This window comes from Caldimonas brevitalea, assembly GCF_001017435.1.
GTDB lineage: Bacteria > Pseudomonadota > Gammaproteobacteria > Burkholderiales > Burkholderiaceae_C > Caldimonas > Caldimonas brevitalea.
Window position 1 is genome coordinate 3,705,357 of the sequence record NZ_CP011371.1, and the last position, 20,166, is coordinate 3,725,522.

The window sequence follows — 20,166 nt, forward strand, 5'->3', positions numbered from 1 at the left end:
GGGCCGATCACGGCCGGGTGGGGGCCGCAGCCTGGCCACCGCCACGGCGGCGAGGACGGACCCTAGCGCCGCTGCGGCGGCACGTCGGTGCAGGTGCCGTGCGCGATTTCGGCCGCCATGCCGATGCTCTCGCCCAGCGTCGGATGCGGATGGATGGTCTTGCCGATGTCGACTTCGTCGGCCCCCATCTCGATCGCCAGGGCCACCTCGCCGATCATGTCGCCCGCGTGGGTGCCGACGATACCGCCGCCGAGGATGCGGTGCGTGTCCTCGTCGAACAGCAGCTTGGTGTAGCCCTCGTCACGGCCGTTGGCGATGGCGCGGCCCGACGCGCTCCATGGGAACAAGCCCTTCTTGACCTTGCGGCCCTCGGCCTTGGCCTGGTCTTCGGTGAGGCCTACCCACGCCACCTCGGGGTCGGTGTAGGCGACGCTCGGGATCACCCGCGCGTCGAAGGCCGACTTCTCGCCGGCCGCCACTTCGGCCGCCACATGGGCCTCGTGGACCGCCTTGTGCGCCAGCATCGGCTGGCCCACCACATCGCCGATCGCGAAGATGTGCGGGACGTTGGTGCGCATCTGGATGTCCACCGGGATGAAACCGCGCTCGTTGACGATCACGCCGGCCTTGTCGGCGCCGATCTTCTTGCCGTTGGGCGAGCGGCCCACCGCCTGCAGTACCAGGTCGTAGAGCTGCGGCTCTTTCGGGGCGCCCTCGCCTTCGAAGCGCACCAGGATGCCGTCGGCGGTCGCTTCGGCGCCCACGGTCTTGGTCTTCAGCATGATGTTGTCGAAGCGCGGCGCATTCATCTTCTGCCACACCTTGACCAGGTCGCGGTCGGCGCCTTGCATCAGCCCGTCGAGCATTTCGACCACGTCCAGCCGCGCGCCCAGCGTCGAATAGACGGTGCCCATCTCCAGGCCGATGATGCCGCCGCCGACGATCAGCATGCGCTTGGGCGTGGCGCGCAACTGCAGCGCGCCGGTCGAGTCGACGATGCGCTCGTCGGACGGCAGGAAGGGCAGCCGCACCGCCTGCGAGCCGGCGGCGATGATGGCCTGCTTGAACTTGATGGTCTGGGTCTTGCCGGTCTTGTCCTGGCCCTCGCCACCGGTTTCTTCGACCGACACGTGATGCGGGTCGAGGAAGCTGCCGTAGCCGCGCACCACCGTGACCTTGCGCATCTTGGCCATCGCACTCAGGCCGCCCGTCAGCTTGCCCACCACCTTGGCCTTGTGTGCGCGCAGCTTGTCGAGGTCGACGCTGGGGGCGCCGAAGCTGACGCCGATGTCGGCGAAATGCTGCACCTCGTCCATCACCGCGGCCACGTGCAGCATCGCCTTCGACGGGATGCAGCCGACGTTCAAACACACGCCGCCCAGCGTCGCGTAGCGCTCCACCAGCACCACCTTCATGCCCAGGTCGGCGGCGCGGAAGGCGGCCGAATAGCCGCCGGGGCCGGCGCCCAGCACGAGCATGTCGCACTCCAGGTCGACGCCACCGCTGTAATGGCCAGCAGCCGGGGTCGCCGCCGTGTCGGCCCGCGCCGCGCCGGGCGCCGGTGCGTACGACTCTCGCGCCTGCGGCTGCGGCGGCGCCGCTGGGCCGCTTGCAGCAGGCGCAGGCGCCGCGGCGGCAGCCTGCTCGCCCGCCGCCTCCAGCGTCAGGATGGTGCTGCCCTGGTTGACGACATCGCCGACCTTGAGCCTCAGCTCCTTGACCACCCCGGCATGCGACGACGGAATCTCCATCGACGCCTTGTCGGACTCCACCGTGATGAGGCTCTGCTCCGCCTTCACCGTGTCACCCGGCTGCACCAGCACTTCGATCACCGCGACGTCCTTGAAGTCGCCGATGTCGGGGACCTTGATCTCGATCACTGCCACACTCGACTCCTTACAGCATCACGCGGCGGAAGTCCGCCAGCACGGTGGCCAGGTAGGTGTTGAAGCGCGCCGCCGAGGCGCCGTCGATCACCCGGTGGTCCCAGCTCAGGCTGAGCGGCAGGATCAGCCGCGGCTGGAAGGCTTGGCCGTCCCACACCGGCTTCAGCGTCGACTTGCACACGCCGAGGATGGCGACCTCGGGCGCGTTGATGATGGGCGTGAAGTAAGTGCCGCCGATGCCGCCCAACGACGAGATCGAGAAGCAGCCGCCGGTCATCTCCGCCGGGCCGAGCTTGCCTTCGCGCGCCTTGGCCGCCAGCTCGCTCATCTCCTTGGCGATCGCGACGATGCCCTTCTTGTCGGCATCCTTGATCACCGGCACCACCAGCCCGTTGGGCGTGTCGGCCGCGAAGCCGATGTGGAAGTACTGCTTGAGCACCAGCTGCTCGCCGTCGAGCGAGGCGTTGAAGTCGGGGAACTTCTTCAGCGCCGCAACGCAGGCCTTGATCAGGAACGCCAGCATCGTCACCTTGACGCCGGCCTTCTCGTACTCCTTGTTGAGCTGGACGCGGAAGGCCTCCAGCTCGGTGATGTCGGCGTCTTCGTGGTTGGTGACGTGGGGGATCATCACCCAGTTGCGGTGCAGGTTGGCACCCGAGATCTTCTTGATGCGCGAGAGGTCGCGCCGCTCGACCGGGCCGAACTTGGCGAAGTCGACCTGCGGCCACGGCAGCAACCCCGGCAGGCTGCCGCCGGCCCCGCCGGCCGCGGGCGCCTTGGCCTTCTGGGCTTCGGTCTGCACTTGACCGACCATGACGTTCTTGACGAAGTGCTGCACATCTTCCTGGGTGATGCGGCCCTTCGGCCCGCTGCCCGGCACTTCGCCGAGCGGCACGCCGAGTTCACGCGCCAGCTTGCGGATGCTGGGCGAGGCGTGCGGCAGCTTGCCCTGCGGCGCCGTCGGCTCGTGAGCGGGCAAGGCGGCCGTCGGGGCGGTCCGCTCCACCGGCGGACTCGACAACTCGGCCGGCGAAGCGGCGGCAGCCGAGGGCGCCGCCGCCGTCGCGGGGGCCGGCGCCGGTGCGGCCGCACCACCGCTGGCCTCGACCACGGCGATCACACTGCCCTTGCTGACCTTGTCGCCGAGCTGGACCTTGAGTTCCTTGACCACGCCCGCATGCGAGGACGGAATCTCCATCGACGCCTTGTCCGACTCCACCGTGATCAGGCTCTGCTCCGCCTTGATCGTGTCGCCCACCTGCACCAGCACCTCGATCACCGCCACCTGGTCGAAGTCGCCGATGTCGGGCACGCTGACCTCGACCGGGCCGCCGCCGCCCGGCGCGCTCGGAGCCGGAGCCGGAGCCGCCGCTGCGGGCGTGGGCGCTGCAGCGGGCGCCGGAGAAGCCGGCGCGGGTGCCGGAGCCGGCGCAGCCGCCCCGGCCGATTCCGCCTCCAGCATCAGCAGCAAACTGCCCTCGCTGACCTTGTCGCCCAGCTGCACCTTCACGTCCTTGACCAAGCCGGCATGGGTCGACGGAATCTCCATCGATGCCTTGTCGCTCTCGACCGTGACCAGGCTCTGCTCGACCTTGATCGTGTCACCGGGCTTGACCAGCACCTCGATGACCTCGACCTCCTTGAAGTCCCCGATGTCGGGCACCTTCACTTCCACCAATGCCATTTGTTGTTTCTCCTGATGCAAGCCGCCCGCGCCCACACCCCCGGCGGACCGGGCAGCGTGCGTCGCGCGGGCGCTCGGGGCTTATGCGTAGAGGGGGTTCACCTTGTCGGCATTGATGCCGTACTTGCGGATCGCTTCGGCCACCTTCTCAGCAGGTACCGTGCCTTCCTCGGCCAGCGCCTTGAGCGCCGCCACCACGATGTAGTGGCGGTTGATTTCGAAGTGTTCGCGCAGCTTGGAGCGGAAGTCGCTGCGGCCGAAGCCGTCGGTGCCCAGCACCTTGTAGCTGCGGCCCTTCGGGATGAAGGGGCGGATCTGCTCGGCGTAGGCCTTCATGTAGTCGGTCGACGCGACCACCGGGCCGTTGTGCGGCTGCAGTTGCTGTGCCACGAAGGGCACGCGCGGCGTCTCGGTCGGGTGCAGCAGGTTCCAGCGCTCGCAGTCCTGGCCTTCGCGGCCCAGCTCGTTGAAGCTCGGGCAGCTCCAGACGTTGGCGGCCACGCCCCATTCGTCTTCGAGCAGCTGCCGGGCGAAGATCGATTCGCGCAGGATGCTGCCCGAGCCCAGGAGGTTGACGCGCGGTATCTTCTTGGCGCCCTCTTCGAGCAAATACATGCCCTTGATGATCTGCTCTTCGGTACCGGGCTTGAGGCCGGGATGGGTGTAGTTCTCGTTGAGCAGCGTCAGGTAGAAGAACACGTTGTCCTGCCGCTCGACCATGCGCTTCAGGCCGTGGTGCATGATCACCGCCACCTCGTGCGCGAAGGTGGGGTCGTAGCTGATGCAGTTGGGAATGGTGCCGGCCAGGATGTGGCTGTGGCCGTCCTCGTGCTGCAGGCCTTCGCCGTTCAGCGTGGTGCGCCCGGAGGTGCCGCCGAGCAGGAAGCCGCGCGCCTGCATGTCGCCGGCCGCCCAGGCCAGGTCGCCGACACGCTGGAAGCCGAACATCGAGTAGTAGACATAGAACGGGATCATCACCCGGTTGTTGGTCGAGTACGACGTCGCAGCGGCGATCCACGAGGCCATGCCGCCCGCTTCGTTGATGCCTTCCTGCAGGATCTGGCCGTCGTGCGACTCCTTGTAGTACATCACCTGGTCCTTGTCGACCGGGGTGTACTTCTGGCCGTCCTGGCTGTAGATGCCGATCTGGCGGAACAGGCCTTCCATCCCGAAGGTGCGCGCCTCGTCCACCAGGATGGGCACGACGCGCGGGCCGAGCGTCTTGTCGCGCAGCAGCGCGGTCAGGAAACGCACATAGGCCTGGGTGGTCGAGATCTCGCGGCCTTCGGCGGTTGGGTCGAGCACCGCCTTGAAGGCGCTCAGCTCGGGCACCGGCAGTTGCTCGTCGGCCTTCGGGCGGCGCTTGGGCAAATAGCCGCCGAGGGCCTTGCGGCGCTCGTGCAGGTAGCGCATCTCGGGCGTGTCGTCGGCCGGCTTGTAGAACGGCAGTTCGGCGAGCTTGTCGTCCGGGATGGGGATGTTGAAGCGGTCGCGGAAGGCGCGGATGTCGTCGTCGGTCAGCTTCTTGGTCTGGTGTGCGGTGTTCTTGCCTTCGCCGCTCTTGCCCATGCCGAAACCCTTGACGGTCTTCACCAGCAGCACGGTGGGCTGGCCCTTGTGGTTCACCGCACGGTGGTAGGCGGCGTACACCTTCTGCGGGTCGTGGCCGCCGCGCTGCAAGCGCCAGATGTCGTCGTCGCTCAGCTTCGCGACCATCTCCAAGGCCTTCGGGTGGCGGCCGAAGAAGGTCTTGCGCACGAAGGCGCCGTCGTTGGCCTTGCAGGCCTGGTAGTCGCCGTCGACCATGTCCATCATGATCTGGCGCAGGATGCCTTCCTTGTCGCGTGCCAGCAGCGGGTCCCAGTAGCTGCCCCACAGCAGCTTGATGACGTTCCAGCCGGCGCCGCGGAACTCGCCTTCGAGTTCCTGCACGATCTTGCCGTTGCCGCGCACCGGGCCGTCGAGTCGCTGCAGGTTGCAGTTGATGACGAAGATCAGGTTGTCGAGCTTCTCGCGCGCGGCGACACCGATCGCCCCGAGCGACTCGGGCTCGTCCATCTCACCGTCGCCGCAGAACACCCACACCTTGCGGTTGGACGTGTCGGCAATGCCGCGTGCATGCAGGTATTTGAGGAAACGCGCCTGGTAGATGCCCATCAGCGGCCCGAGACCCATCGAGACCGTGGGGAACTGCCAGAACTCCGGCATCAGCTTCGGGTGCGGGTAGCTCGACAGGCCCTTGCCGTCGACTTCCTGGCGGAAGTTCTTCAGCTGCTCCTCGCTGATGCGGCCTTCCATGAAGGCGCGCGCATAGATGCCGGGCGAGGAATGGCCCTGGATGTAGAGCAGGTCGCCGCCATGGCCCTCGTGCTCCCCATGCCAGAAGTGGTTGAAGCCGGCGCCGAACAGCGTCGCCACTGAGGCGAACGACGAAATGTGGCCGCCCAGGTCACCGCCGTCCGCCGGGTCGAGCCGGTTGGCGCGCACCACCATCGCCATGGCGTTCCAGCGCATGTAGGCGCGCAAGCGTTCCTCGATGTCGAGGTTGCCGGGGCAGCGTTCCTCGTCGTTGGGTTCGATCGTGTTGACGTAGCCCGTGGTGGCCGAGAACGGCATGTCGATGCCGGTTTGCCGGGCATGCTCGAGCAACTGCTCGAGGAGGTAGTGGCCGCGCTCGCGGCCCTCGCTCTCGATGACGGCGGACAGGGCGTCCAGCCATTCCCGGGTTTCTTGGGCGTCGGCGTCGTTCGCCGCCGAGCCGAACGAATGCGGCACTGCAGACATGGGGTCTCCTCGCTGGGTCTAAAGCCCGGCTAGTTTGTCACAGAAAAGGGGTGTTTTCAAATAGTGCGAACCGCTTTCACCATATGAAACCAAACTGAACGAGCGTTCGTTTTTCCCCGGTCCGGGGCCGGTGCGGCGGCTCGATAATCCGCGCCTATGCCTGTCGTTCCCAGCGAATTTCGCGCCAGCACCCACGAGTTGCCGCCCCGCTCCCGCCGTCTGTTCGGGAAATGGTGGCGGCGCCAGTCCCCCGCCCGTCAAGACCGTTTTGCCACCCTCGGCCCGCTCGTGTCGGTGCTGATGTTTTTGGCCGCGATCATCTCGGCCTTCTGGTATTTGCGCAGTGAAGAACTGGAACGCGAGCACGAGTCGGTCAAGCGCGACACCGAAGTGACGCAGCAGCAGATCCGTTTGCGGCTGATCGAAAACCAGGAACAACTGGTGCGCATTGCGCGCGAGATCACTACCCGGGCGGTCGACCAGGACGAGTTCCTCGGCCAGGCGACGACGTTCGCGCGTGAGCGCCCGGAGGTGGTCAGCCTCACCTGGCTCGCCGCCGACCGCGCGCCGCGGGTCAGCTATCTGTCGCCCAGCCACACCTTCAACGGCAGCCGCTACAGCGAGGCGCCGGAGGGCGCGTCAGCCCCGCTGCCGGGTCCCGCCGTGACCAAGAGCGAGCCGGAGTGGGCCTTCGAGGCCGCGCGCGACCTGCGCCAGCCGGTCTATTCGCGCACCTACAGCACCAGCAACGGCCAGCCGGTGTTCCAGGTGCAGGTGCCGCTGATCGACCGCAGCGCCTTCGCCGGCACGGTGGTCGCCGAGTATTCGGTGGAAGCCTTGCTGCGCTATTTCGTCCCCACCGAAGTGGCCAACCGGCACGGGATGACGCTGCTCGACGCGAACGACCGGGTGCTGGCCAGCACCACCTCGCGGGCGATGTTGAAGAACAGCGAGCGGCCATCGATCTTCCAGGACATCCCGGTGGCGCCGGTGGGCAATGGCCTGATCCTGCGGGGCCTGGGCTACCGCACCTCGATCGGCCTGATCAGCAACACCTTGTTCTGGATGGTGGCGGCGCTCAGTGCGCTGACGGTCTGGATGCTGCTCGGCACCTGGCGCCACATGCGCCGGCGGCTGCAGGTCCAGAGCGCGCTGGTGGCCGAAACCAACTTCCGGCGGGCGATGGAAAACTCGATGCTGACCGGCATGCGCGCGATGGACCTCGAAGGCCGCATCACCTATGTGAATGCCGCCTACTGCTCGATGACCGGCTTCTCCGAAGCCGAGCTGATCGGCAAGCTGCCGCCCTTCCCCCACTGGCCACCCGACCGGATGGAAGAAAACCGGCGCTTGTTCGAGCAGGAGCTGCAGGGCCGCAGCCCGGCCGGCGGCATCGAGGTCAAGGTGATGCGCAAGGACGGCACGCAGTTCGACGCGCGCATGTACGTCTCGCCGCTGATCGACGCCAAGGGCCACCAGACCGGCTGGATGACCTCGATGACCAACATCACCGAGGCCAAGCGCATCCGCGACCAGCTGTCGGCGTCGCACGAGCGTTTCACCACGGTGCTCGAGGGGCTGGAGGCGGCGGTGTCGGTGCTGTCGGTGCAGCAGAGCGAACTGCTGTTCGCCAACCGCTCCTACCGGTTGTGGTTCGGCGCGGACGCGCGCGGCCACGGGCTGCTGGCCGGCGACCATCCGGACGACGAGATCCCGGTGCACGACGGCGACGACAGTGTCGACAACCTCAGCGGCCTGCCCACCCAGGAGCTGACCGAGGCCGGCTCCGACCCGCGCGAGGTGTATATCGAGTCGCTCGACAAATGGTTCGACGTGCGGGCGCGTTACCTGCAGTGGACCGACGGCCGGCTGGCGCAGATGCTGATCGCGACCGACATCACCGCCCGCCGGCGCGCCGAGGAACAGGCCGCGCAGCAGGCCGAAAAGGCCCAGGTGACCAGCCGGCTGGTGACGATGGGCGAGATGGCGTCGTCGGTGGCCCACGAACTGAACCAGCCGCTGACCGCCATCACCAACTACTGCAACGGCATCATCTCGCGGGTGCAGTCCAACGCGATCCAAACGCCCGACCTGGTGACCGCGCTGGAAAAGACCGCCAAACAGGCCCAACGCGCCGGCCAGATCATCCACCGCATCCGCGCCTTCGTGAAGCGCAGCGAGCCGCAGCGCCAGCCGTCGCAGGCGCACGAGATCGTCGAAGACGCGGTGGAGCTGGCGATGATCGAGCTGCGCCGGCGCAATGTGGCGATCCACACCTACGTGGCACAACGCTTGCCGGTCTTGATGGTCGACCCCATCCTGATCGAGCAGGTGTTGCTGAACCTGTTGAAGAACGCCGCCGAGGCGATCGACAACGCCAAGCTGCCGCCGCCGCGCCGCAATATCGAACTGCGCATCATCCCGCGCCACACGCCCGAGGAAGGCGGAGTGATCGAATTCAGCGTCACCGACAGCGGCCCCGGTCTGAAAGAAGAGGTGCTGGGACGCATGTACGAAGCCTTTTTCTCGACCAAATCGGACGGCCTGGGCATCGGCCTCAGCCTGTGCCGCTCGATCGTGGAGTCGCATCGCGGCAGGATCCGTGCCGAGAACTTATACAATGGTCACAGCGTGGTCGGTTGCCGGTTCTCGTTCACGTTGCCGGTGGACACCACCCATTCTTCCAACCATTGAAGAACCCGCCCATGAGCTTGATCCCCAAGAAAGGCACCGTGTACGTCGTCGACGACGACGAGGCGGTTCGCGACTCGCTGCAATGGTTGCTGGAAGGCAAGGACTACCGGGTCAAGTGTTTCGACTCGTCCGAATCCTTCCTGTCCCGCTTCGACCCGCGTGAAGTCGCCTGCCTGATCGCCGACATCCGGATGGACGGCATGAGCGGCCTCGAACTGCAAGACCGTCTGCTCGAGCGCAAGTCGCCGCTGCCCATTGTCTTCATCACCGGCCACGGCGACGTGCCGATGGCGGTCAGCACGATGAAAAAGGGCGCGATGGACTTCATCGAGAAACCCTTCAAGGAAGACGAACTGGTGTCGCTGGTCGAACGCATGCTCGACCAGGCCCGCTCGCTGTTCTCGCAACAGCAGGAGGCCGCCAGCCGCGACGCGCTGCTGTCGCGCCTGACCACCCGCGAAGCCCAGGTGCTCGACCGTATCGTCGCCGGCCGGCTAAACAAGCAGATCGCCGACGACCTGGGCATCAGCATCAAGACGGTGGAGGCGCACCGCGCCAACATCATGGAAAAGCTCAACGCGAACACCGTCGCCGACCTGCTCAAGATCGCCCTGGGCGCACAGGCCAAGACCTGAGGGCCTGCAAGCCGACCAGGCCGCTGTCTTCAGCGGCCTTTTTCGTTTCTCGCGCTCCGCAGGGGCATTGTTCCGTTCTCGCTCCCGGCCGCCGCCTTTTTCGTTTCTGAAGGAAGACTCATGACCGCGCGACTCCTCGATGGCACCGCCCTTTCCCAACAGATGCGCGGGCAGATCGCCCAGCGCGCCGCCCAACTCGCCGAACGCGGCACCCGCCCCGGCCTGGCCGTGATCCTGGTCGGCGACGATCCGGCCAGCCAGGTGTACGTGCGCAACAAGGTGAAGGCGTGCGGCGAAGCAGGTTTCCATTCGGTGCTCGAGCGGTACGACGCCAGCCTGGGCGAAGCCGAGTTGCTCGCCCGCATCGAGGCGCTCAATGCCGACCCGGCCATCCACGGCATCCTGGTGCAGACGCCGCTGCCGAAGCACATCAACCCGCAGAAGGTGATCGCGACCATCGCCACCCACAAGGATGTGGACGGCTACTCGGTGCTGAGCGGCGGTGAGCTGCTGACCGGCCTGCCGGGCCTGCGCCCGTGCACACCCTATGGCTGCATGAAGCTGATCGAAAGCATCGATTACGACCTGCGCGGCAAACACGCAGTAGTGATCGGCCGCAGCAACACCGTCGGCAAGCCGATGGCCTTGTTGCTGCTGCAGGCCAACGCGACCGTCACGATCTGCCACAGCGCCACCCCGGACCTCGCCCGCCATACCCGGGAGGCCGACGTGATCGTCGCAGCCGTCGGGCGGCGTAACACCGTGACGCGCGAGATGGTGAAACCGGGCGTGGTGGTGGTCGACGTCGGCATGAACCGCAACGACGCCGGCAAGCTGTGCGGTGACGTCGATTTCGAAGGCGTCTCGCAGGTGGCCAGCGCCATCACGCCGGTGCCCGGCGGCGTGGGCCCGATGACGATCACGATGCTGCTGTCCAACACGCTGCAGGCCGCTGAACTGGCGGCGGGCTGACGCAGGCCGACCGGCCGGCGCGGCGCCGCCGGTGGTCGTCCGCGCCGTTCGCAGAATGACCATCTCGATAACGTTGCTCTATCCACCTCGCCTCATCGATTGGCGGCGAAGCGCAATACCATCGGGACATCGCAGCCTCCTCTGCAGGAAGAAACGCACGCCCGTGCGTCTCTGATCGCCGCCCGGCCCGACCCGGCCTTGAAAGCGGCGCCGCCCAACGTCATCTGAGTGCCCATGAACCCTCTTTTGCTCGACGCCGCCGAACTCCCCCGCTTCTCCGACATCCGCCCGGAGCATGTCAGTCCCGCGATCGACCAACTGCTGCAGGCCGCGGAAGCGGCGCTCGAGCAGGTGGTCAGCGATGCCGTGCCGGCCGACTACGACGCGGTCTCGGCCGTGCTCGACGTCGCCACCGAACGGCTGGGGCGGGCCTGGGGCACCGTCGGCCACCTGAACGCGGTGGCGGACACGCCGGAACTGCGGGCCGCCTACAACGAGAACCTGCCCAAGGTGACCGAGTTCTACACGCGCCTGGGTGCCGACGAGCGGCTCTACGCCAAATACAAGGCGCTCACCGCCAGCCCGCAGGCGGCGCAGCTGAGCGCCGCGCGCCGCAAGGCGCTGTCCAACGCGATGCGCGACTTCGTGCTGTCGGGTGCCGAACTGCAGGGCGGTGCAAAAGAGCGCTTCGCGGCCATCCAGGAGCGCCAGGCGGAACTGGCGCAGAAGTTCTCGGAACATGTGCTGGACGCCACCGACGCCTTTGCCTACTACGCGAGCGAGGAAGAACTCGCCGGCGTGCCCGACGACGCCAAGCAAGCCGCCCGGGCTGCCGCCGAGCGCGACGGCCAGGCCGGCTACAAGCTGACGCTGCAGTTCCCCAGCTATCTGCCGGTGATGCAGTACGGCAGCCACCGGCCCCTGCGCGAGAAGCTCTACACCGCCTACGCGACGCGCGCGTCCGAGCTGGGCCAGCCGGAACACGACAACTCGGCGCTGATGGTCGAACTGCTGGCGCTGCGCCAGGAAGAGGCGCAATTGCTGGGCTACCCGAGCTTTGCCCACGTGTCGCTGGTGCCCAAGATGGCGGAGTCGCCGGCCCAGGTGGAGGCGTTCTTGCGCGACCTGGCCCAGCGGGCCCGCCCGCATGCCGAAAAAGACCTGGCCGAGTTGCGCGACTTCGCTCACAGCGAGCTGGGGCTGGACGAGCTGGCCGCCTGGGACGTGGCCTACGCCTCCGAGAAGTTGAAAGAGCAGCGCTACGCCTTCAGCGACCAGGAGGTGAAGCAGTATTTCACCGAGCCCAAGGTGCTGGAAGGCTTGTTCAAGATCGTCGAGACCTTGTTCGAAGTGGCCATCCGCCCCGATTCGGCGCCGGTGTGGCACCCGAGCGTGCGGTTTTTCCGCATCGAACGCCAGGGCCGCCTGGTCGGCCAGTTCTATCTTGACCCCTATGCCCGCCCCGGCAAGCGGTCGGGCGCCTGGATGGACGACGTGCGCGGCCGGTGGGCGCGGCCCGACCGTCAAGGTGAGCAGCGGCTGCAAACGCCGGTCGCGCAGCTGGTCTGCAACTTCGCCGAAGGTGTCAACGGCCAGCCGGCGCTGCTGACGCACGACAACGTGATCACGCTGTTCCATGAGTTCGGCCACGGCCTGCACCACATGCTGACGCAGGTGGAGGACATCGGCGTGGCCGGCATCTCCGGCGTGGAATGGGACGCGGTCGAGCTGCCCAGCCAGTTCATGGAAAACTTCTGCTGGGAATGGGACGTCCTGAAGCACATGACCTCGCATGTCACGACCGGTGAGCCGCTGCCGCGCGAGTTGTTCGACAAGATGATCGCCGCGAAGAACTTCCAGAGCGGCCTGCAGACGCTGCGCCAGATCGAGTTCGCGCTGTTCGACATGCGGCTGCACGCCGAGCCGGGCAGCGAGCAGCGCATCCAGCAGGTGGTCGACGAGGTGCGCCGCGAGGTCGCGGTGTTGATCCCGCCGCCGTTCAACCGCGTGCAACACAGCTTCTCGCACATCTTTGCCGGTGGCTACGCGGCCGGCTATTACAGCTATAAATGGGCCGAGGTGCTGTCGGCCGACGCATACAGCGCCTTCGAAGAAGCCGGTGTGCTCGACGTCGAGACCGGCCGCCGCTACCGGCAAGCCATTCTGGAGGCCGGCGGCAGCCGCCCGGCCGAGGAAAGTTTCAAAGCTTTCCGCGGTCGCGAGCCCAAGATCGACGCCCTGTTACGTCACCAGGGCATGGCCTGATAGCATCGCGGTCGTTTTCACCCGGGGAGTCGGTATGAAATCCATTGCGCGCTGGGCGCTTCTTTTGTGTTGTTGGGCGGCGGCCCTGCCGGCGCACGCGCTCTACAAGGTCGTCGGCCCCGACGGCAAGGTCACCTACACCGACCGGCCGCCCACCGAGGTGAGCCGCGTGCAGCCCTTGACCTCGTCCGGCGCACCGGCTGCCGGCGGTGGGGCCTCGGCGCTGCCGTTCGAGTTGCAGCGGGTGGTGGGCCGCTTCCCGGTCACCCTCTACACCTCCCGCGAGTGCCAGCCCTGCGAGGCAGGCCGTGCCTTGCTGCGGCAGCGCGGCGTGCCCTACACCGAAAAAACCGTCAACACCGCTCAAGACGCGGCGGCACTGAACCGCTTGGCGGGCGGCACCGACCTGCCCTTGTTGCAGATCGGCGGGCAGCAGATCAAGGGTTACGCGGCCGAAGAGTGGCAGTCCTACCTCGACACGGCGGGCTACCCCAAGCAATCGACGCTGCCGACGAGCTTCCAGTTCGCTCCCCCGACCCCTCTCGTGGCCGTCGTTCCGGCGCCCGCGCCGACCCAAACGGCCGCCGGAACGCCGCGTTCGGCGCCGTCGACCAGCAGCCCGCCCCCACCGGCGGGCAATGCGCCCCCCGGTTTCAAGTTCTGAGCAGCAGCGCCCGCCAGCGCTGCGGGCGGCTGTCCGTGTGCCTGATGCAGGCCGCGCCGCCTGCCGGCGGTCCGCTTCGCCACGAGAGGCCACCGCCCCTGTCGCACACGGTGCTCGCGGCCGCCTGATGCACCGGGCGGTGAGCGACCGCCGCGGCGGCAGCGCTTAGAAGTCGAGCCGCCGCACGCCTTCCGGGGTGCCGAGCAAACAGACCTTGGCCCGGTTGCGCGCGAAGATGCCCACCGTCACGACGCCGGGCCAGTTGTTGATGTCCGACTCCATCGCGGCCGGATCGCGGATCTCGAGGCCGGTGACATCGAGAATCACGTTGCCGTTGTCGGTCACCACCCCTTCACGCACACGCGGTTGCCCGCCGAGCGCCCGCAAACGGCGCGACACCAGGCCGCTGGCCATCGGGATCACCTCGACCGGCAGCGGGAAGCGCCCCAGCGTCTGCACCAGCTTGGAGGCATCGGCGATGCAGACGAAACGCTCCGCCATGTCGGCGACGATCTTCTCGCGCGTCAGCGCCGCGCCGCCGCCCTTGATCATGTGGCCGCCGTGGTCGATCTCGTCGGCGCCGTCGATGTAGACCGGCAGGCTGTCGACCTGGTTGGCGTCGAGCACCGCAATGCCGTGCGCCTGCAGCCGCTCGGTGCTCTTCTGGGAACTCGACACGGCGCCGGCGATGCGGTCCTTGATCTTCGCGAGTTCGTCGATGAAGCAATTCACCGTCGAGCCGGTGCCCACCCCGACGACGGCGCCGGGCACCACATGCTCGACGGCCGCGCGGCCGACGAGGGCCTTCAGTTCATCCTGGGTCATGAGAAGAGGCGCCCGCTCGCGCCGGTTTGAGACAATCCGCGGATTATCCAAGAAGACCCGCGCGCGCCGGCAACGGCGTCGCCCCTTGCCTGCCCGCCTCCCCTCCTTGCCATGGCCCTGCTTCCCTACGCCCTTGCCCGCCCCTTCCTGTTCGGCCTCGACCCCGAGCAAGCTCACGAAATCACGCTCGGGGCGCTGGCCCGGGTGCAGCGCAGCCCGCTGGCCTGCCTCTATGGGCAAGCACGCGTGTCCGACCCGGTCAGCCTCGCAGGGTTGCGCTTTCCGAACCGCATCGGGCTGGCCGCCGGGCTCGACAAGAACGGGCGCTGCATCGACGGCCTGGCCGCGATGGGCTTCGGCTTCATCGAGGTGGGCACGGTGACGCCCAAGGCGCAGCCCGGCAACCCCAAACCCCGCATGTTCCGCCTGCCGGAGGCCGATGCGCTGATCAACCGGCTGGGCTTCAACAACGACGGGCTCGACAGTTTCATCGCCAACGTCACGCGCGCGCGCTTTCGCGGCGACGGCGGCATCCTCGGGCTCAACATCGGCAAGAACGCGAGCACGCCGATCGAGCGGGCCGTCGACGACTACCTGATCTGTCTCGCCGGCGTCTATCCGCATGCCGACTACGTGACCGTCAACATCTCGTCGCCCAACACCCAGAACCTGCGCAGCCTGCAGTCCGACGCGGCGCTCGATGCGCTGCTCGGCGCCATCGCCGACCGTCGCGAGGCGCTGGCGGCGCAGCACCAGCGGCGGGTGCCGGTGTTCGTCAAGATCGCGCCCGACCTCGAGGAAGGCCAGGTCGCCGTGATCGCCGCCACCTTGCAGAAGAACGCCATCGACGGCGTCATCGCCACCAACACCACCATCGCCCGCGACGCCGTGCGGCATCTGACGCACGGCGCTGAGACGGGCGGCTTGAGCGGGCGCCCCGTGTTCGAAGCGAGCAACCGGGTGATCCGCGCGCTGCGCGCGGCACTCGGGCCGGCCTATCCCATCATCGGCGTCGGCGGCGTGATGAGCGGCGACGACGCCCGCGTCAAGCTGGAGGCCGGGGCCAACCTGGTGCAGATCTACACCGGCTTGATCTACCGCGGGCCGGCCCTGGTGCGCGACGCCGCGCTGGCCCTCAAGCAAACCTCCGTCTGAGCCCGCGGCGACGCGACGCGGCGCTGCGTGTCAGCGACCGGCCTGCGCGAGGTCGGCGGCCACATCGCCGAGCGCCAGCGCCGCGGTCAGACCGGGCGACTCGATGCCGAACAGGTTGACCAGCCCCGGCAAGCCGTGCTGCGCCGGCCCCGCCAGCAGAAAGTCGCGCGCCGGCTCCCCGGGCGCCTGGATCTTCGGGCGGATGCCGCTGTAGGCCGGCTGCAGCGCGCCGTCGGGCAGGCCCGGCCAATAACGGCGGATGTCAGCGTAGAAGCCGTCGGCCCGGCCGGGGTCGACACGGTAGTCGAGCCGGCCCTGCGAGTCCGGCTCCACCCATTCGACGTCGGGCCCGAAGCGCGCCTGCCCCGCGAGGTCGAGCGTCAGGTGCACGCCGAGGCCGGCCGCCTCGGGCACCGGGTACACCAGGCGCGAGAAGGGTGCGCGCCCGGCCAGCGCGTAGTAATTGCCTTTGGCGAAATAGGCCCGCGGCACCTGCGTCGCCGGCAAGCCCGCGATGCGGGACGCGAGCGCGGGCGCCCACAACCCCGCCGCATTCACCAGCACCCGCGTGTGCAGCGTGGTCGGCACCTCGCCCCCCACCTCCAACACGAACCCGCCGGTCTCGGCGCGCACGGCCTGCACCGGCGACGCCAACGCCACCGCGCCGCCGGCCGCTTCCAGGTCGCCCTGCAGCGCCAGCATCAGGCCATGGCTGTCGACGATGCCGGTGGACGGTGACAAGACCGCGCCGAGACACGACAGCGCCGGCTCCAGCGCCCGCGCCGCCGCGGCGTCGAGCCGCTGCAGATCGTGCACACCGTTGGCCGCCGCCTGCGCCAGCAGCGCCGTCAACGCCGGCTGTTGGGCGGCCGAGGTCGCCACCACCAGCTTGCCGCAGCGGCGGTGCTCGATGCCGCGTTCGGCGCAATAGCGGTACAGGCGCTGCTTGCCCGCGACGCACAAGCGGGCCTTCCAAGAGCCGGCCGGGTAGTACAGGCCGGCGTGGATGACCTCGCTGTTGCGCGAGCTGGTGCCGCTGCCGATGCTGGTCTCGCTTTCCAGCACCACCGTCTCCAGGCCCCGCTGGGCCAGGGCCCGCGCCACCGCCAGCCCCACCACACCTGCGCCCACCACCACCGCCTCGACACGCTCGGTCATCTGCCCTCCCCGCTCAACACCGGGCCGGGTCGAGCGTCGTCAACCGCTCGACCAGGTCGTGCAGGTCACGCTTGAGGCGCCGGTGTCCTTCGTGCAGCGCCAGGCTGGCCTCGTCCATGTAGAGCCTGCGGTTCGCCTCCAGTTGGATCGAATGCCGCCCGGCCTCGGGCCGCCCGTAGCGGCGCACCAGTTCGACACCCTTATAGGGATGGTTGATCGACACGCTGTAGCCGCGCGCCTCGAGAAACTGCGCGATCCACCGCGTCAGCCGCGGCGACGCGGTGCTGCCGTCACGGTCGCCAACCACAAAATCGGCATGCACCAGGCCCGGAAACTCGGTGGCGTGCGAGGCGCTGACCGATGGCATCGAATGGCAGTTGAGGTGGATCACCCGGCCGTGACGGGCATGGGTGGCGTCGAGCAGTTGCGCCAACGCATCGTGATAGGGCTGCCAGCAGTGCTCGATGCGCCCTGCGACTTCGGCCACGCCGAGCTTGCGTGCATAGATGGGCACCCCCTCGTCGGTCAGCCGCCAGATCAGGCCCTTGCCCAGGCGGACCTTGGGGCCCGCCTCCACCGGGTGGGGCCAGGGGCCGTCCAACAGCTCGACGTCCAGTTCGGTGAGATTGCGGTTGGCGTCCAGGTAGGCGCGCGGGAAGTGGGCTTCCAGCCAGCCGACGCCCAAGGCGCCGGCGAAGTCGTACAGCTTCTCGACATGTGTGTCCTCGGCATGCCGCAACAGCGCAAGGTCGCAGGCATGGCCGAAGTCGTCGGGGTACCAGGTGCCGCTATGAGGCGAATCGAGCACCACCGCGGCGGTGCCCGGCGTACAGGTGATGTATCGCATGCACCCGATTGTGGTGCATTGGGCCCGCGGTGTATGAGCCGGCCGCGGGGTGGGCGCGGCAGGCGGACGGCCGGGCCGCGCCTCGGGGTCATTCCGGGTTGCGCGGGCTCGACGAGGCGGCTGCCGCCCCAGGTGGCAGCTCGAGTTCGCGCAGGATCGCCTCGGTATGCTGGCCGACGGCGGGCACCGCCGCGATGCGGTAGTCGAAGCTGTCGTTCACCCCCGGCGGCTTCAGGGCGGGCACCGGCCCGTTGGGCGTGTCCACCTCGGCCCAGCGGTCGCGCGCGGCCAGTTGCGGATGCCGCCACACGTCGTGCAGATCGTTGACATCGGCATACGCGATCTGCGCCCCCTCGAGCCGGTCGCGCACTTCGGCGCTGCTGAGCGCCGCGAAACAGCTTTGGATGAGGGCCCGCAAGGCCTGGCGGTTCGCGCTGCGTCGCTCGTTGTCGGCAAAACGCTCATCGTCGGCCAGCCCGGGCGTCTGCAGCACCGCCGCGCAAAACACGCGCCACTCCCGCTCGTTCTGCAGGCCGACCATCACGGTGTTGCCATCTCCGGCGACGAAAGGGCCGTAGGGGTAGATGGTGGCGTGCGCCGCGCCGCTGCGGGGCGGCGGCGGCGCCCCTTGATAGGCGTAATAGAGCGGGTGGCCCATCCACTCGCACAACGACTCCAGCATCGACACGTCGATGTGCGAGCCGCGCCCGGTGCGCTCGCGCAACAACAGCGCCGACAGGATGCTGGTATAGGCATACATGCCGGCGGCGATGTCGGCAATCGCAGCGCCCGCCTTGGCCGGCTCGTCCTCGCTCCCGGTCACCGAGACGAAACCCGATTCGCTCTGGATCAACAGGTCATAGGCCTTGCGGTCGCGGTAGGGGCCGTCGCTGCCGTAGCCCGAGATGTCGCAGACGATCAGGCGAGGATGGCGTGTTTGCAACTCCGCCGCCCCATAGCCGAGACGGGCCGCGGCGCCGGGCGCGAGGTTCTGGACGAAGACGTCGGCCTTGGCGATGAGGCGGTGCATCACCTCGGCCGCCCCCGGCGCTTTCAAGTCCAACGCCAGGCTCTCCTTGGAGCGGTTGACCCAGACGAAGTGAGACGAGGCCCCGGCCACCCGGCGGTCGAAGTGCCGCGCGAAATCGCCTTCGCCGGGTCGTTCCACCTTGACGACGCGGGCCCCGAGGTCGGCCAGTTGGCGGGTGCAGAACGGCGCCGCCACGGCCTGCTCGACCGACACCACGGTGATGCCGTCCAGAGGCCGAGCAGCGTTCGGCGGGGTCGTCACCATGGCTTGCACCTCCGTCAGACGAGGCGCAGGCGACCCCATGCCGCCCATCCGCCCTCAGGGCCGACATGATGCCGCACGCTGGCGAAGCGGTGAGCCGGCGGTAGTGGCAGTTGCAGTGGCTGAGGCCCGGGGTGCGAAAACGCGACGGCGGATTGCAACAGGCGAAGGTGGTGTCGACCGGTGGATGGCCGGTCACCCGCCACGGTGCGTGGCGCGAGGGTGTCGCTCAGGCCGGCTCGAGCACCCGCTCGACATACCAGCTGACCGACAGCGCCAGGCCTTCGCTCAAGCTGTAAGCCGGTGTATAGCCGAGCAGCCGGCGCGCCTTGCCGATGTCGGCCAGCGTGTGGCGCAGTTCTTCGGGGTCGGCCTCCCGGTAAACCGGCGTGGCGATGCGCAGCCCGGCGTGCTCACGACCCAGCGCCTGTGCGATCAGTGCGTGAAGTTGGTTGAGCGTGGCCCGCTCGCCGCCGGCCAGGTTGTAGACCTGGTTCACCGCTTCGGGGTTGTCGACCAGGGCGGCCGCCAGCGTGCCTTGCACAACGTTGCCGACGTAACAGAAATCGCGCGAGGCATCACCGTCGCCGTGGATCACGCAACGCTTGCCCTGCCACATGTCCTGCGTCCAGCGCGGGATCAGGCGGGCCGGGCCGGCGTCGTCACGGCTGACCTGGCGCGGGCCAAACACTTCGAAGTAGCGCAACCCGACGGTTTCGAGCCCGTAGCAGCGGCTGAACACATCGGCATACAGCTCGTTGACGAACTGGCTGACGGCCGCCGGCGTCTGCAGCCGGCCGGTATGGTCCTCGGTGGCCGGCACGGCGGCCGCATCGCCATAGGCGCTGCTCGAGGCGGCATACACGATCCGCTTGACGTTCGCCGCGCACGCGGCCACCAGCAGGTTGACGAAGGCCGTGCTGGTGGCGCGGTGCACCGCGAGCGGGTCGCGGATCGAGGCGATCGGCGAATCGACCGACGCCTGGTGCACCACCAGGTCCACGCCCTGGCACAAGGCGTGGCACACCTCCGGGTCGGACAGATCGGCCTCGACAAAACGGTGCAATGCCCAGGCGCTTTCGCCGACGGCCTCGCGCACGCTCTCGAGGTTGGCGCGTGAACCGGTGACGAAGTTGTCAACGCTTGTGACCCGCTGGCCGGCTTTCAGCAGGGCCTCGAGCACGTGCGACCCGATGAAGCCCGCACTGCCCGTCACGAGCCAGTGCTCGCGCCGGTCGGCCATCGACGCTTGCAGCAGCGATTGCATCACCCACCCCTCGCCGCGCGCCGCTGCGCAGCGCACGGC

The 20,166-nt window shown here is 68.2% G+C and carries 14 protein-coding genes; 6 read left to right on the forward strand and 8 right to left on the reverse strand.

The window, feature by feature from the left end; translation table 11 throughout:
• Positions 1-62: 62 nt before the first annotated feature.
• The 3 genes from lpdA to aceE form a co-directional block, all read right to left on the reverse strand.
• The gene (gene lpdA, locus AAW51_RS15805) at positions 63-1,886 is read right to left on the reverse strand and encodes a dihydrolipoyl dehydrogenase (protein ID WP_047195370.1); all 1,824 of its coding nucleotides are present in this window, start codon (positions 1,884-1,886) and stop codon (positions 63-65) included.
• A 10-nt stretch (positions 1,887-1,896) separates the two neighbouring features.
• Entirely contained in the window at positions 1,897-3,570 is a 1,674-nt protein-coding gene (gene aceF / locus AAW51_RS15810; RefSeq protein ID WP_047195371.1) for a dihydrolipoyllysine-residue acetyltransferase, read from the reverse strand.
• 81 nt (positions 3,571-3,651) lie between these two features.
• Positions 3,652-6,354 carry a pyruvate dehydrogenase (acetyl-transferring), homodimeric type gene (aceE, locus tag AAW51_RS15815; RefSeq protein ID WP_047195372.1) on the reverse strand — a complete coding sequence of 901 codons (2,703 nt, stop codon included), beginning with the start codon at positions 6,352-6,354 and terminating at the stop codon, positions 3,652-3,654.
• Between the two features lie 156 nt (positions 6,355-6,510).
• Between aceE and AAW51_RS15820 the strand changes: the two genes are divergently transcribed.
• The 5 genes from AAW51_RS15820 to AAW51_RS15840 all read left to right on the forward strand — a co-directional run bounded on the left by AAW51_RS15820 (position 6,511) and on the right by AAW51_RS15840 (position 13,584).
• Positions 6,511-9,048 (forward strand): PAS domain S-box protein, encoded by a 2,538-nt coding sequence (locus tag AAW51_RS15820; protein ID WP_047195373.1) that lies wholly within the window; start codon positions 6,511-6,513, stop codon positions 9,046-9,048.
• Between the two features lie 11 nt (positions 9,049-9,059).
• Complete coding sequence (locus AAW51_RS15825) at positions 9,060-9,683, forward strand: response regulator transcription factor (protein WP_047195374.1); 624 nt, start codon at positions 9,060-9,062, stop codon at positions 9,681-9,683.
• A 120-nt stretch (positions 9,684-9,803) separates the two neighbouring features.
• Positions 9,804-10,655, forward strand: a complete 852-nt coding sequence (folD, locus tag AAW51_RS15830) for a bifunctional methylenetetrahydrofolate dehydrogenase/methenyltetrahydrofolate cyclohydrolase FolD (protein ID WP_047195375.1) — start codon at positions 9,804-9,806, stop codon at positions 10,653-10,655.
• Positions 10,656-10,889: 234 nt separating this feature from the next.
• Positions 10,890-12,920, forward strand: a complete 2,031-nt coding sequence (locus AAW51_RS15835) for a M3 family metallopeptidase (protein ID WP_047195376.1) — start codon at positions 10,890-10,892, stop codon at positions 12,918-12,920.
• A 34-nt stretch (positions 12,921-12,954) separates the two neighbouring features.
• Positions 12,955-13,584 carry a DUF4124 domain-containing protein gene (locus tag AAW51_RS15840; protein WP_047195377.1) on the forward strand — a complete coding sequence of 210 codons (630 nt, stop codon included), beginning with the start codon at positions 12,955-12,957 and terminating at the stop codon, positions 13,582-13,584.
• 165 nt (positions 13,585-13,749) lie between these two features.
• Here AAW51_RS15840 and rpiA read toward each other — a convergent pair whose 3' ends face one another.
• Positions 13,750-14,409 (reverse strand): ribose-5-phosphate isomerase RpiA, encoded by a 660-nt coding sequence (rpiA, locus tag AAW51_RS15845; protein WP_047195378.1) that lies wholly within the window; start codon positions 14,407-14,409, stop codon positions 13,750-13,752.
• Between the two features lie 111 nt (positions 14,410-14,520).
• Between rpiA and AAW51_RS15850 the strand changes: the two genes are divergently transcribed.
• On the forward strand, positions 14,521-15,564 hold the full coding sequence (locus AAW51_RS15850) for a quinone-dependent dihydroorotate dehydrogenase (RefSeq protein ID WP_047195379.1): 1,044 nt from the start codon (positions 14,521-14,523) through the stop codon (positions 15,562-15,564).
• 30 nt (positions 15,565-15,594) lie between these two features.
• Here AAW51_RS15850 and AAW51_RS15855 read toward each other — a convergent pair whose 3' ends face one another.
• From AAW51_RS15855 to AAW51_RS15870, 4 genes are all read right to left on the reverse strand, one after another.
• On the reverse strand, positions 15,595-16,722 hold the full coding sequence (locus AAW51_RS15855; RefSeq protein WP_047195380.1) for an NAD(P)/FAD-dependent oxidoreductase: 1,128 nt from the start codon (positions 16,720-16,722) through the stop codon (positions 15,595-15,597).
• A 13-nt stretch (positions 16,723-16,735) separates the two neighbouring features.
• Complete coding sequence (locus tag AAW51_RS15860) at positions 16,736-17,569, reverse strand: N-formylglutamate amidohydrolase (RefSeq protein WP_047195381.1); 834 nt, start codon at positions 17,567-17,569, stop codon at positions 16,736-16,738.
• An 88-nt stretch (positions 17,570-17,657) separates the two neighbouring features.
• Positions 17,658-18,863 (reverse strand): CaiB/BaiF CoA transferase family protein, encoded by a 1,206-nt coding sequence (locus AAW51_RS15865; protein ID WP_047197894.1) that lies wholly within the window; start codon positions 18,861-18,863, stop codon positions 17,658-17,660.
• A 226-nt stretch (positions 18,864-19,089) separates the two neighbouring features.
• The gene (locus tag AAW51_RS15870) at positions 19,090-20,127 is read right to left on the reverse strand and encodes an NAD-dependent epimerase/dehydratase family protein (RefSeq protein ID WP_047195382.1); all 1,038 of its coding nucleotides are present in this window, start codon (positions 20,125-20,127) and stop codon (positions 19,090-19,092) included.
• Positions 20,128-20,166: the final 39 nt, after the last annotated feature.

What these genes read in the sequence shown, in the direction of transcription:
- AAW51_RS15870 (WP_047195382.1), bottom strand. Translation starts at nt 20,127, where the DNA reads ATGCAATCGCTGCTGCAAGCGTCGATGGCCGACCGGCGCGAGCACTGG.
- AAW51_RS15835 (WP_047195376.1), top strand. Translation starts at nt 10,890, where the DNA reads ATGAACCCTCTTTTGCTCGACGCCGCCGAACTCCCCCGCTTCTCCGAC.
- folD (WP_047195375.1), top strand. Translation starts at nt 9,804, where the DNA reads ATGACCGCGCGACTCCTCGATGGCACCGCCCTTTCCCAACAGATGCGC.
- AAW51_RS15865 (WP_047197894.1), bottom strand. Translation starts at nt 18,863, where the DNA reads ATGGTGACGACCCCGCCGAACGCTGCTCGGCCTCTGGACGGCATCACC.
- aceE (WP_047195372.1), bottom strand. Translation starts at nt 6,354, where the DNA reads ATGTCTGCAGTGCCGCATTCGTTCGGCTCGGCGGCGAACGACGCCGAC.
- AAW51_RS15855 (WP_047195380.1), bottom strand. Translation starts at nt 16,722, where the DNA reads ATGACCGAGCGTGTCGAGGCGGTGGTGGTGGGCGCAGGTGTGGTGGGG.
- AAW51_RS15850 (WP_047195379.1), top strand. Translation starts at nt 14,521, where the DNA reads ATGGCCCTGCTTCCCTACGCCCTTGCCCGCCCCTTCCTGTTCGGCCTC.
- AAW51_RS15860 (WP_047195381.1), bottom strand. Translation starts at nt 17,569, where the DNA reads ATGCGATACATCACCTGTACGCCGGGCACCGCCGCGGTGGTGCTCGAT.
- AAW51_RS15825 (WP_047195374.1), top strand. Translation starts at nt 9,060, where the DNA reads ATGAGCTTGATCCCCAAGAAAGGCACCGTGTACGTCGTCGACGACGAC.
- AAW51_RS15840 (WP_047195377.1), top strand. Translation starts at nt 12,955, where the DNA reads ATGAAATCCATTGCGCGCTGGGCGCTTCTTTTGTGTTGTTGGGCGGCG.
- aceF (WP_047195371.1), bottom strand. Translation starts at nt 3,570, where the DNA reads ATGGCATTGGTGGAAGTGAAGGTGCCCGACATCGGGGACTTCAAGGAG.
- rpiA (WP_047195378.1), bottom strand. Translation starts at nt 14,409, where the DNA reads ATGACCCAGGATGAACTGAAGGCCCTCGTCGGCCGCGCGGCCGTCGAG.
- AAW51_RS15820 (WP_047195373.1), top strand. Translation starts at nt 6,511, where the DNA reads ATGCCTGTCGTTCCCAGCGAATTTCGCGCCAGCACCCACGAGTTGCCG.